Annotated in this window: 10 protein-coding genes and 1 tRNA gene; 7 read left to right on the top strand and 4 right to left on the bottom strand. The window is 70.0% G+C overall.

Annotation, left to right across the window (positions count from 1 at the left end; genetic code table 11):
- The first annotated feature begins 2 nt into the window (after nt 1-2).
- Both JIX55_RS24950 and JIX55_RS24945 read left to right on the top strand, forming a co-directional pair.
- Nucleotides 3-1,583: an amino acid permease gene (locus tag JIX55_RS24950; RefSeq protein WP_443046515.1), complete on the top strand. Its 1,581-nt coding sequence runs from the start codon at nt 3-5 to the stop codon at nt 1,581-1,583.
- A 270-nt stretch (nt 1,584-1,853) separates the two neighbouring features.
- Nucleotides 1,854-1,926 (top strand) — tRNA-Lys (locus tag JIX55_RS24945).
- 34 nt (nt 1,927-1,960) lie between these two features.
- On the opposite strand, the gene JIX55_RS24940 is transcribed toward JIX55_RS24945, so the two are convergent.
- Both JIX55_RS24940 and JIX55_RS24935 read right to left on the bottom strand, forming a co-directional pair.
- A complete protein-coding gene (locus tag JIX55_RS24940) occupies nt 1,961-3,598 on the bottom strand; it encodes a site-specific integrase (RefSeq protein WP_257565522.1) in 1,638 nt (545 codons plus the stop codon).
- A complete protein-coding gene (locus tag JIX55_RS24935; RefSeq protein ID WP_257565521.1) occupies nt 3,595-4,260 on the bottom strand; it encodes a helix-turn-helix domain-containing protein in 666 nt (221 codons plus the stop codon). Before JIX55_RS24935 ends, JIX55_RS24940 begins: the two co-directional genes overlap by 4 nt.
- Before the next feature lie 111 nt (nt 4,261-4,371).
- On the opposite strand from JIX55_RS24935, the gene JIX55_RS24930 reads away from it, so the two are divergent.
- From JIX55_RS24930 to JIX55_RS24910, 5 genes are all read left to right on the top strand, one after another.
- Nucleotides 4,372-4,611, top strand: a complete 240-nt coding sequence (locus JIX55_RS24930; RefSeq protein WP_013002502.1) for a hypothetical protein — start codon at nt 4,372-4,374, stop codon at nt 4,609-4,611.
- A gap of 264 nt (nt 4,612-4,875) precedes the next feature.
- On the top strand, nt 4,876-6,138 hold the full coding sequence (locus tag JIX55_RS24925) for a DUF3631 domain-containing protein (protein ID WP_257565520.1): 1,263 nt from the start codon (nt 4,876-4,878) through the stop codon (nt 6,136-6,138).
- 450 nt (nt 6,139-6,588) lie between these two features.
- The gene (locus JIX55_RS24920; protein ID WP_225618762.1) at nt 6,589-7,383 is read left to right on the top strand and encodes a DUF2637 domain-containing protein; all 795 of its coding nucleotides are present in this window, start codon (nt 6,589-6,591) and stop codon (nt 7,381-7,383) included.
- A 334-nt stretch (nt 7,384-7,717) separates the two neighbouring features.
- Nucleotides 7,718-8,278, top strand: a complete 561-nt coding sequence (locus JIX55_RS24915; protein WP_060878795.1) for a MobC family plasmid mobilization relaxosome protein — start codon at nt 7,718-7,720, stop codon at nt 8,276-8,278.
- On the top strand, nt 8,275-9,990 hold the full coding sequence (locus tag JIX55_RS24910) for a relaxase/mobilization nuclease domain-containing protein (protein WP_192365769.1): 1,716 nt from the start codon (nt 8,275-8,277) through the stop codon (nt 9,988-9,990). Before JIX55_RS24915 ends, JIX55_RS24910 begins: the two co-directional genes overlap by 4 nt.
- Before the next feature lie 293 nt (nt 9,991-10,283).
- Here JIX55_RS24910 and JIX55_RS24905 read toward each other — a convergent pair whose 3' ends face one another.
- Nucleotides 10,284-10,829 carry a flavoprotein gene (locus JIX55_RS24905; RefSeq protein WP_192365770.1) on the bottom strand — a complete coding sequence of 182 codons (546 nt, stop codon included), beginning with the start codon at nt 10,827-10,829 and terminating at the stop codon, nt 10,284-10,286.
- On the bottom strand, nt 10,826-12,115 hold the full coding sequence (locus JIX55_RS24900) for a helix-turn-helix domain-containing protein (RefSeq protein ID WP_192365794.1): 1,290 nt from the start codon (nt 12,113-12,115) through the stop codon (nt 10,826-10,828). The genes JIX55_RS24905 and JIX55_RS24900 overlap by 4 nt, the downstream gene beginning before the upstream one ends.
- Nucleotides 12,116-12,177: the final 62 nt, after the last annotated feature.

The following is a 12,177-nucleotide window of genomic DNA, read 5'->3' as shown; positions in this document are numbered from 1 at the left end:
GCATGACAGATGACGACATAGCCCGTGGGGCGCCCGGGGCCTCGGCGCCGGACTCGGTCTCGGTGCCGGCGCCGATGTCGGACGAGGAACGGCTGGCCCAGCTGGGCTACACGCAGGTCCTCGCCCGCCGTATGTCCGCGTTCTCCAACTACGCGGTCTCCTTCACGATCATCTCGGTCCTGTCCGGCTGTATGACCCTCTACCTGTTCGGCATGAACACCGGTGGGCCTGCGGTGATCATCTGGGGCTGGGTCGCGGTCGGCCTGATGACCCTCTTCGTGGGTCTGGCCATGGCCGAGATCTGTTCGGCCTACCCGACCTCCGCGGGCCTGTACTTCTGGGCCCATCGACTGGCCCCCGAGCGCAGCGCGGCCGCCTGGGCGTGGTTCACGGGCTGGTTCAACGTGCTCGGCCAGGTCGCCGTCACCGCGGGCATCGACTTCGGCGCGGCGTCCTTCCTGGCGGCGTATCTGAACCTCGAGTTCGGCTTCGAGGTGACGCCGGGCCGGACGATCCTGCTGTTCGCCGGGATCCTGGTGCTGCACGGCCTCCTGAACACGTTCGGCGTACGCATCGTCGGTCTGCTGAACAGCATCAGCGTGTGGTGGCACGTCGTGGGCGTCGTGGTCATCGTCGGCGCGCTGGTGATCGTCCCCGACGACCACCAGTCGGCGTCCTTCGTGTTCACCGAGTTCGTCAACAACACGGGCTGGAGCAGCGGGTTGTACGTGGTGCTGCTGGGCCTGCTGATGGCGCAGTACACCTTCACCGGCTACGACGCCTCCGCCCATATGACGGAGGAGACGCACGACGCGTCGACGGCCGGCCCCAAGGGCATCGTCCAGTCCATCTGGACGTCATGGGTGGCGGGCTTCGTGCTCCTCCTCGGCTTCACCTTCGCCATCCAGTCCTACGACGGCGCTCTCGCATCGAAGACCGGAGTACCGCCCGCCCAGATCCTCCTGGACGCGCTGGGTGCGACCGGCGGCAAACTCCTCCTCCTCGTCATCATCGGCGCCCAGCTCTTCTGCGGCATGGCCTCCGTGACCGCGAACAGCCGCATGATCTACGCCTTCTCACGCGACGGCGCCCTGCCGTTCTCCCACGTCTGGCACACCGTCAGCCCCCGCACCCGCACCCCCGTGGCGGCGGTCTGGCTGGCGGCGGGCGGCGCGCTGCTGCTGGGACTCCCGTACCTGATCAATGTCACGGCGTATGCCGCCGTCACGTCGATCGCGGTGATCGGCCTCTACATCGCGTACGTCATCCCGACCCTGCTGCGGCTCCGCAAGGGCGAGGCCTTCGAACGGGGACCCTGGCATCTGGGCCGCTGGTCGCGCACGATCGGCCTCGTCGCGGTGGTCTGGGTCTTCGTGATCACCGTCCTGTTCATGCTTCCGCAGCTGTCCCCGGTCACCTGGGAGAACTTCAACTACGCCCCGGTCGCCGTGCTGGTCGTGCTGGGCTTCGCCGCGATCTGGTGGGCCGCCTCCGCCCGGCACTGGTTCCTCAACCCCGAGCACGAGCGGAGCGTGGCCCGGGAGGCGGCGCGGAAGGGAGCGCCGGAGCCGGTCGATCCGTAGCGGGTGGGAGCGAACGCCCACCGGCGGCTCCTCCCTGAGGCAGGACGCCCACCGGCGGCTCCTCCCTGAGGCATATGAGCGAGCGTCCACCGGAGGCTCCTCGGCCCTCCCACACCAGCCAACCCGCCCGACTTCCGCCGATCTTCCGCCCGTTCTGTTCTGCGGCGAACCTTTTTGCGGCTCCTCGACGCGGCCGGGACCCCGATACCCGATCGGACTCCCGGCCACGTCCGGCTATGCTCGGGGAGGCAACATCACGCAACACCGCCTGGGCCCTTAGCTCAATTGGCAGAGCAGTGGACTTTTAATCCATTGGTTGTGGGTTCGAGTCCCACAGGGCCTACGGGTGCGGGGGAGGGGATACCCCCTCTGACCTGCTACGCAGCGCCTGATTCGGCTTCGGTCGGGTCGGGCGCTGCTTCGTTTTGAAGCCACTGCGTGAGCGATGCGTGAGCGGATGCGCTCGTGGCCTGCGGAATGGACGCTGCTTGGGCGGACGGATCAACAGCTGCCGGACGCGATCGAGGGATCAGCTTCGCTGCCTTCTCGGCGATGTCGCGGTCCAGCTCAGGGAGCAGGCTCGTGTATGTGTCCGAGGTCAGCGTGATGGTGGAGTGGCGCAGGGTCTCCTTCACCGTGTGGATGTCGCCGCCGCCTCCGTGCGTGAGCGTCGCGGCGACGTGACGAAGGTCCCGCAGGGTGATGGGTGGCAGGTCGGTTGTGGCCAGGATGCGGCGGAACGCTTCCGAGACCGTCTCCGGGTGGAGCCAGGAGCCGTCCTCCTTGGTGAACACCTTTCCGGTGTTCTGCCAGGCGGTGCCCCACTCCTTGCGCTCCTTCTCCTGGAGGGCCTTGTGGTCGCGCAGGGCGGCGATGTTCATGCTGTCGAGCGCGATCGTGTTCGCGCTGCCGTCCGTCTTCGGCTCGGACTCGTAGGGGTCCCAGCCGTCCACCACGATCTCCTTGGCGGGGGTGATGAGGCCGGCGTCGAGGTCGATCTCGTGCCAGTCCTGGCCGACTGCCTCGCCCCGCCGGAGGCCGCGCGTACCCATGAGAGGGAAGATCGCGTACAGGCGGTCGCCCTCGGCGGCGTCGAGGAAGGCGCCGAACTGCTGCGGGGTCCACACCATGACCGGGCCAGGCATCTCGCCCGTCTCGCGCCACCGCCGGACCCGCTCGTCCGTCCACAGGAGGGGCTTCGGGCGCCTGCCGGACTCCAACTCGACGTGGGAGGCCGGGTTGAAGGTGATCAGCTGCTGGGCGATCGCGGAGTTGAGGGCCGCGCGGAGAGTGCGGCGGATCGCCTGACGACTGGCCGGGCCGGTTGTCTTCCGGAACGGCTTCATCTCCGCCAGCTTGGCCCGTTCGGCCGCGAGCAGCTTCCGCTCGGCTCCGACGGGGCGACCGGGCTTGCTCGGCTTGCAGCGGGCGATCTGCTCTCGCCGGGCTTCGTTCTCGGCCGCGATCACCTCGTTCTCGTCGGCGATCGCGTCGAACATCTCCACCAGGTGGCCGACGTTGAGGCGGTCGAGGCGTACGTGCCCGATGCGGGGCTTCAGATGGACGCGGATGTGGGACGCGTAGCCGTTGAGCGTGGTCTTGCGGCGCTTCTTCGCGGCGAACCACTGGTCGAGCCACTCGCCGACGGTGAGGCTGCCGCGGAGGGCCAGGCCGGCCCGCAGACGGCGGCGGGTCTCCTCGATGGCCGGCAGCGGGGCTTTCTCGACTGAGACCTCCTCCAGCATGGCGACGAGGCGCTGGAGGCTGTCGGAGTCGTCGCTGTCCGCCAGGGCGAGCAGGGAGCGGACGTGGTCGAGGTCCGCCTGAGCGTCCTTCAGGGAGTCGTAGCCGGCGCGGCTGAAGGAGCGACGGGTGCCGTCCTCGTTGGGCGGGAGCTCCTGGCGTATGGAGTACGAGCCGTGCTTGCGGCTGGAGAGCTGGGGGCACTTCTTGCCGAGCGGTTTGCCGGTCTTGGGGTCGCGGCAGTAGCAGCGGCGGTGGGTGGAGCCCTTCAAAGGCGTTCCTCCGGGGTGGTGTTGGGTTCTTCTTCGGGTGGGTCGACGCCGCCCAGCGCGGGTGGCAGACGGGGTGGGGTGGCGCCCTCCTCGCGGAGGTCGCTGCGGAGGTGGCGGAGGCTGTACTTGGCGGAGATGGCCTGGTCGGCGTACTTGACCCGCTTGCGCTCGGCTTCCTCCTGCTGGGCGCGGCTGGTGGCCGTCTTGGCCGCGAACCGGGCCTGTTCTTCCTCTTCGAGGGCGGCGAGGGCGGTTTGTACGAGGCTGGCGTGGCGCTCGAAGTCGGGGACCAGGCCCGCGTCGTACATCGGCACCTCCTCTTCACCGGTGAAGTGCCGTAGCGCGTCCCAGGTGGGGATGAGGTGCTGGAAGGGGAGTTCCTGGGTCTCCTCGACGTAACCGACCGGGAAGATCAGGCAGACCGGGTACGTCTCCAGGGCCGCCGCCAGGACCATGACGTCCACGAGGGGCAGATTGGCCCGACGGCCAGACTCCATGTTGGCGATCACGTTGCGCGGGATGGGATGCCCGAGTTGCTCGCACCGGTCCGCCAAGTCCTGTGCGCTCCATCCCATCTCCTTCCTTCTGCGCCGGACTTCGCCGGCCACGTTGGCCTTGATCCGATCTGCCCACTCCGGGAAGTCGTCCTCATCAGCATCCATACGGCATTGTGTCATGAAGACACAGTAGCTTGCGCATGATGGTTGGTACCCGCCTGGAGCCGGATGTGATGGGCATGTTCGCCGAGGGCTGTACCGAAAGGGGCGCACTGCATGCGCGAAGACGCGACGGACGGACGGTCGAAGGGCTCGAAGGGGATGAGCCGGGAAGAGCTGCTCGCCCTGCCTGTGGCTGTTGACCTGGATACGAGTAACCGAGCACTGGGGCTAGGGCGGAGCAAGGGATATGAGCTGGCGAAGCGGGGCGAGTATCCGTGCAAGGTGCTGCGGCTCGGCAACGCCTACCGGGTAGTGACCGCAGACCTGCTGGAGCTGCTCGGGCTGGCGGCGTGAAAGCGGGGCAGCGTAGCAAACGGTTCTGCGCTGAGCTGACACAGAAACGCTGGACTGTCGACGGGCGTGGACGTACTGTCCGTGTTCCCTCGGGGAACAACGCGAGCGTCCCGTCTCGGGACAGAGCGAGTGTTCAGTCTCTGAACGCAGCGAGCCTCCGGCGCGGTAACGCCGGAGGCTCGGGAAACCCCGCCGCCCGCATCCAACGAACGATCCGCGCGCACCGGGCCTGCATGCCCGGCAGCGCAGAAGAGGAGCCGCCCTGTGCAACCTACGACACCCGAGCCCTATTCCGCGCCCGGTACCGCCGCCTGGCCGCTGGTCGCGGTGCCGGCCAACCCCGACCAGCGCGAACCCGAGGACACCGCGCCGGTCGAAGCCGCCGCGCCCTCGGACACACCCCTGGATCCGGAGCCGACACCGGGCTCGGCGCTGCTGGACGAACTGCGCGCGAAGATAGCCAGGTTCGTGATCCTGCCCTCGCCGGAGGCGCTGGACGCGGTCACGCTGTGGGTGGCGGCGACGCATCTGCAGCCCGCGTGGCAGCACGCCCCGCGCCTGGCGGTGGTGGGGCCGGCGAAGCGGTGCGGCAAGTCGCGGCTGCTGGACGTGCTCACCGAGACGGTCCACGAGCCGATGCTCACCATCAACACCACCCCGGCGGCGGTCTTCCGGTCCATCACCGAGGAGCCGCCCACCCTGCTGGTGGACGAGGCGGACACCATCTTCGGCACGCCGAAGCAGGCGGAGAAGAACGAGGAGATGCGCGGCCTGCTCAACGCCGGTCACCAGCGCAACCGGTACGTCACCCGGGTCGTCGGCAACGACCACACCCCGCACCGGTTCGCCACCTTCGCCATGGCCGCCCTGGCAGGGATCGGTGACCTGCCCGACACGATCATGGACCGGTCCGTGGTCATCCGCATGCGCCGCCGGGCCGAGGGCGAGAGCGTCAAACCCTTCCGCTCCCGCCGTGACACCCCAGCCCTCCACGACCTGCGCGACCGCATCGCCGCCTGGGCCCGGCCGCTGCTCGACGAGGCCGCCGGCCTGGAACCGGCGATGCCGGTGGAGGACCGCGCCGCCGACACCTGGGAACCCCTGGTGATCGTCGCCGACCTCGCCGCCGGCCCTTGGCCCCGCCTCGCCCGCGCGGCGTGCGAGGAGATGGTGGCAGCCGAAGTGGCGGCCGAGGAGGACCACCCCAGCTCAGCGCGGATCCTGGCCGACATCCGCCGGGTCTTCGTAGCCCAGCGGGAGGTCGACAGCCTCTCCACGGACGAACTCCTGCACCACCTGCGCCAGGACCTGGAAGGCCCGTGGGCGGAGTGGGGTCGCAAGGGGCTGGGCCCGCGTGAGCTCGGGTCGCTGCTGCGCGCCTTCGACATCAGGCCCGGCAACGTCCGCCTCGCCGACGGAACCCAGCGCAAGGGCTACACGCGCAACAAGTTCCTCGACGCGTGGCGGCGCTACTGCCCCACCGTTCACTCAGTGAACGCCGAACCCACCACCCCAGCCTCGGGCTGAACCCCGCCTCCCCCAGTGACCGTCCCTGCCGTCCCTGCCGTGATCCCGCAGGTCAAACGGCATGCGGCCGGGACGGAAACCAGGGGCAAGACGGCAACGCGATCATGAAGAGCGTGCTGCCACCAACCTGACGCTGCCCCGATCCGTCTTGTGCCGTCCCGGGCGTCCCCGCCGTATCACCGCAGGTCACGACGCTGTCGGCCGGGACGGCAAGACGGATCCGATCCGTCCACGGCCACCGAACCGCAGCACCCGCCGCCCGTGTGTGCCCCCAGGGCGCGTCGGCGCCGCCAGGACGGAACACCAGCCCTCCTGCCGTACCGGCCCTGACCTGCGCATGCAACGGCCAAGACGGCAAAGACGGACCACGCCACCACCTCAGGAGAACCCCGCTTGACCACCCTCTCCACACCCACCCACCGGGACCATCGTCCTGACGGAGGGCGGCCGATGACGACCAAGCAGGCGGCCGAGCGGTACGCGCTCATCGCGGCGGGAGTCGTCATCGTGGCGCTCACCGCCAGCGGGTTCTGGCTGTCCTACGCGCACCTCGCCGAGGTCGCCGGACAGCACGGCCTCAAGAGCTCCCCGGTCCGCCAGTGGGCCTGGCCGGCGACTCTGGACGCGTTCATCGTCGCGGGCGAACTGCTCATGCTCCGCGCGGGCCTGCGCCGGGTGACCGACGGCTGGGCCATCGCCCTCACCGCCACCGGATCGGTCGGCTCCATCGCACTCAACGTGGCCGGGGTCAGCGGTACAGGCAAGGCCAGCGCCGTGCCCCTGCTCGACTATGTGGTCGCTGCGGTTCCTCCGACCGCCGCGTTGCTGGCCTTCGGTGTCCTGATGCGGCAGATCCACCAGCTCGTCGACCAACCGGCCGGCCACCCGGACGCTGCTTCCGTCCAGGCGCCGGTACGACCGGTCACCGGGGCCGCCGAGCCATCGACTGAGCCCGTACGGCCTACTGAGCCTCCGGCCGCCGGTTCCGTCCAGCCGACGGAACCACCGCCCGAGGTTTCGGAGAGCAAGCCGCGCGGTGGCCGTCCGCCAAAGGCCACGCTCGCAGAGCTCGTGGCGATCGGCCGGATAGCCCTCGCTGAGCACGGCACACTCAGCCGGTCCCTACTCCGGAAGGCAGTTAAGGACAGGGACCTGACGATCAGCAGTCGGCGGCAGACCGAGGTGATGGAGACCCTCCGGCCCGACATCGAAGCCGCCGCCAAGACCGCTCCGAGCAGCGGCTGACCGGAAACCCAGCGGGGTGACCGGAACCCCTTCCGGTCACCCCGGCCAGCCGCCTATCGGCACCGCTCGCTCATCCACAACTGTGGATGGCGCGCCGACCACCACCACTCCGCCAGCCCTTCCCCGCCGACCCGCAACCGCCCTTTCCGGAGAACCGCCCGTGACGCACGACCCGCATCGCTCCGACCGCACTCCCGACGACCTGCTGCCGCTGGCGAAGTCCCCTACGCTGATGGGGCGTTTGCGCCGCGCGTTCGGACGGGCTGCCCCTGGCGGAGCCAGTAGTACCCCGAGTCCGACTCACGGCCGGACTTCGGGGATCTCCGCCCCGGGGGTGGCGGAGACGGCCCCGCGCCAGGGGGCGCCGGACCAGGGGGTCGGAGCCGAGGGCGGCTCCGACCTGGACACGCTGCACTCCGTCCAGCAAGCCGTCCTGCGCCCCGAAGACAGCGCAGCCATCGCCGCCGGCGAGCCTGCCGTGCAGAGCGTGCAGCCCACGATCCGCCGCTTCACCGGCACCAAGCGCAACGACCGTGTCGGCCCGCTGCGTTTCACCGGCGACCAGCGAGCCCATCTCCAGCAGGCCGCTGCCGAGCACGGCTATAAGGGCGACTCCGGCTTCGCCGCCGACATCGTCCTCGCCTTCATCACCGGCCGGTTCACCGCCAACCTGCCCCTGTCCGAGGACCGACGCCGCACCCACCACTTCCGTGTTCAGGTTCTGCGCCAGCTCAACCGGATCGGCGTCAACGTCAACCAGATCGCCCGCGCCCTCAACAGCGACCACACCCCACCCGACATACGCCAACGGCTGACCGAACTCCACCACCTGCTGGAGCTGATCGCCGAAGCCCTGCGCCAGCCCGTCGACCCGGAGACGGAGGCATCCGCGTGATCGCCGCCATCAAGCCCGCCGGGGCCAATACCCGTGGCCTGCTTGCCTACCTCTACGGCCGCGGAACCCACGACGAGCACTTCGACCCGCACATCGTGGCCGGCTTCGCGATGCTCGGCATGCCCGACCCCGGCCGTGACGAGAACGCCACCCTCACCGAACTCGCCCGCTACCTCGACGAGCCCGTGCGGCTGCGCAACAGCGAGTTCGGCAAGCCTGTCACCGACCACGTCTGGCACTGCCCGGTGCGTACCGCGCCCGAGGACCGCTACCTCTCCGACGCCGAGTGGGGCGAGATCGCCCAGCGCATCGTCCAGGCCGCCGGCATCGCTCCGGCCGGTGACGACCTGGCCTGCCGCTGGATCGCCGTACGCCACGCCGACGACCACATCCACATCCTCGCCACCACCGTCCGCGAAGACGGACGCCGCCCCAAACTCCACGACAGCGGAATCCGCGTCGGCGACGCCTGCCGCGAGATCGAGAAGGACTACGGGCTGCGCCGCCTGAAGAAGGGGGACCGCACCGGCGCCCGCCGTCCCACCCAGGCCGAGATGCACAAGGCCGAACGCCTCGGCTGGGACCAGACCAGCGCCGAGTGGCTCCAGGACCGCATCCGTGCCGCCATCCCCCACGTCACCGGTGCCGAGGAATTCATCGCCTACCTCGAAGCCAGCGGCATCGAGGTCCAGGTCCGGCGCGGCCCGTCAGGCGACCTCCTCGGCTACGCCGCCAGCCGCCCCGGCGACGTCAACGAGGCCGGCGAGCAGATCTACCACCCCGGAAGCAAGATCTCCCCCGACCTCTCCCTGCCCAAAATCAAGGCCCGCCTCGAATCCAGCCGACCCGAAGAACACCCCACCGCCCGCCGCAACCACCCCAACACCCCCTGGCACCAAGCCACCGACGCCCTCGACACCCTCCACACCGACCTCGCCGACGACATCCACGCGCAGGCCCACATCACCGCCCTCGGTGAACTCCTCGAAGCCACCGCCCAGAAGACACCCACCCATATGCGCGCCGATCTCCGGGCCGCCTCCAAGGCGTTCGCCCGCGCCCAGCGTTCCCGGGTACGGGCGGAGGACCGTTCCGCCCACGCTCTGCGCATCGCGGCACGCGACATCGTGCATACCGCCACCGGCCCTGACGGCAGTGCCTTGGCCGCCCTGGTCACAGCCCTGGTCTGGGCCGTCATAGTCGCAGGGCGCTGGCACGAAGCGAAGAACCACGCCCACCAGGCCGACGCCGCCCGCCAGGCCGTCCAGCACCTCCAGACAGCCGCCGACCGCGCCCTCACCTCGACGCTCGCCGAACTCACAGCCCGGCCACCCAAGGAGGCAGCCCGCCGCGTTCTGGCCAGCGACGTACGAGCAGCCGTCCCCGACCACGCCGAGCGCATCCTCACCGACCCGGCCTGGCCCGCGCTCGCCACCGTCCTCGCCGACGCCGAAGCCCGCGGCCACCAACCCCACCAACTCCTCAAGGAAGCCGCCGCCCAGCGCGAGCTGACCACAGCCCGCCAACCCGCCCGCGTCCTCATCACCCGCATCCAACACACCGGCCGTAACTCAGCACCCAACCGCCGAGCCGAAGCCGCCCGCCTGCAGACGACCACGACAGGCTCGACCCCCACTCAGCAGACCGGAAACGGTCGGCTCCCAGCGGCGACTCCATCGCCTACCGAACAGCAGCGCCGACAGCGCCGGTAGGCACCCAGCGCAGTGTGCCTATCCGGCATGGCCAAAGCAGGCTTGGAAGCGGAAAGTGGCTCTGCCTGTTGTCTCGACACCACGGCACCAGGGCTCAGTCTGCACCGGCACCACGGTGTTCGCGAGGCGCTGGAGGATCGGGCCGAACCCCTCATTGACGTGGTGGACGTGGTACTTGGGCGGGCCGACGGCGGGTTTTGAGCTGGTACAAGCACTCCGACTGAGAGGCCATGAACGGGCCCGGCTACTGATGGCCGGGCCCGTAGGCGTGACGGCGCACGGCGCAGTCCTGATCACGACCGCCCGGACAGCCTGGGGGCGAGCAGCTCCAGTACTTCCTCCCAGCGGTAGCGGTCGGCTCCGCCGCCGGCCTTGGGGCGGTGGGGTTCGTACGAGCCGATCAGGACGCCCATTTCGCGCAGCTGCTCCACACTCCGGCGGTATGCGGGGTGGGCGGCCTGGGCGGAGTTCAGATACGGCAGTACGGCGACGGGGACGTCCATGGCGGGTGCTTCGCACAGGATGCCGAGGGCGAGGTTGTCGGAGATTCCGGCGGCCCATTTGTTGACGGTGTTGAAGCTTGCCGGGGCGACGGCGATCGCGTCGGCGGGCCGGGTCGGGCGCGGTTCGCCCGCCGAGCGCCAGGCGGAGCGGATGGGGCGCCCGATCTGGTTCTCCACCGCCTCCACGTCGAGGAAGCCGAGCCCTTGTGGTGTGGCGACGACGCCGACGTCCCACTGCCGCTCGTGCGCTGCGGTGATCAGCTTGCCGACGTCCCCGGCGACTCCGGCCGCGCAGACCACGATCTGGAGCAACGGCTTGTCGGGATGGTCACTCACGCGGGCACTCCCAGTTGGCGGCTGAAGTGGTGCAGCTCGGGCAGGGCCCGGCGGCGGTCGCGGGCTGCCATGTCGGCGACCAGTTCGCGTACGGCCGGGCGGCGGATGTCCTGTGCCGCGCAGCTCTCGGCGATGCGCAGGGCCTGGTAGCCGTCGGCGAGTCTGCCCTGCTGACTGTAGGCGCGGGCGGTCTCCACCCAGAGGGCGGCTCGGCGCTCGGGGACGGGAATGTGCCGGCGCATGAGGGGGCGTGCGGTCTGCAGGGCTATGCCGGCGTCGCCGAAGGAGACGGCCGCGCTGACCTCGTGCAGGGCGACGTTGGTGGGGCTGAAGTTCGCCCAGGCGTCCGGTTGGTCGAAAGCGACGTAGCGGGCCACTTCCCTGGCCTCGGTGAGGAAGTCCCGGGTGGTGTCGCGGTCGCCGTTTCTGCTGGCGGCGGTCGCCCCGCGCAGCAGGAGCAGTCCGACCGCCGCCAGGTAGCGGGCGGAGCGCTGGTCGTAGGAGCCGGTGAGCTGGTCGGCGGTGTGGCGGACCATGTTCACGGCCTGGGCGGTGTGCTTGTCCCGTACGAGGACGTGGGCGTGCACGCGGACGCTGGCGGCGAGGACGACCGGGTCTCCGGATCGTTCCGCCTCGGCCATGGCCCGACCGGCCGCGAGCCAGGCGTTGCCCTGGTCGGCTCGTTTCAGCAGCAGGCTCACCGATGTCTGGTAGGCGGTCGCGAGGAGCCCGGACGCCTCCGCCGAGCCGGAGGAACCACCGTCGGCGGCCAGGCGCAGGTCGGCGATCAGCCCCGGCAGGGCCTGCTCCAGTTCCGCGTAGTCGCACACGTAGAACATCCGGCGTACTGCCCGCAGCCGGTCCCGCAGCTCGTCGATGCCCAGGGCTTGTCCGGTGGTGGCGGGGCTTGGGCCCGGCATCAGAACCTGGATCAGGTCGTGATGCGCGGTGGTCGACGACGATGACGGCGACGGCGGGGCCGCGAGCGCGGCCACGCTCGCGGCGAGGAAGGTACGGCGGTGCATGTCCTCTGCTCCGGGCTCGGCGGCGGGGCCGGTGTCAGTAGCGGCTGCGAGGCCGAGACGGTGCGGCGGAATGTCCAGCACCTGCGCGACTTCGCGCAGCGTGCGCACGTCCTCCGTGCCCCTGCCGCTTTCCAGACGGCTCACCTTCGACTGGTGATACCCCAGTGCGGCGGCCACGTCCTTCTGCGAGCGCCGCTGTAAAGCACGTGCCTGACGGATCACTTCGCCGATCCGTCTCGCCTCGCTCTGTTCTTCGGCCATCTGTGCCACGGCCCCTCCTGCCGTCGCCGATCCTGCCTGCTCAACCGAGCGTAACCGAGCGG

This window comes from Streptomyces sp. DSM 40750 (assembly GCF_024612035.1).
In the GTDB taxonomy this organism is placed as follows: Bacteria; Actinomycetota; Actinomycetes; order Streptomycetales; family Streptomycetaceae; genus Streptomyces.
This window is presented reverse-complemented; position numbering and strand designations above follow the sequence as displayed.

Bases quoted from the DNA above. Each gene is read 5' to 3' on its own strand.
- JIX55_RS24920 (WP_225618762.1), top strand. From the start codon at position 6,589: ATGACGACCAAGCAGGCGGCCGAGCGGTACGCGCTCATCGCGGCGGGA.
- JIX55_RS24900 (WP_192365794.1), bottom strand. From the start codon at position 12,115: ATGGCCGAAGAACAGAGCGAGGCGAGACGGATCGGCGAAGTGATCCGT.
- JIX55_RS24935 (WP_257565521.1), bottom strand. From the start codon at position 4,260: ATGGATGCTGATGAGGACGACTTCCCGGAGTGGGCAGATCGGATCAAG.
- JIX55_RS24950 (WP_443046515.1), top strand. From the start codon at position 3: ATGACAGATGACGACATAGCCCGTGGGGCGCCCGGGGCCTCGGCGCCG.
- JIX55_RS24930 (WP_013002502.1), top strand. From the start codon at position 4,372: ATGCGCGAAGACGCGACGGACGGACGGTCGAAGGGCTCGAAGGGGATG.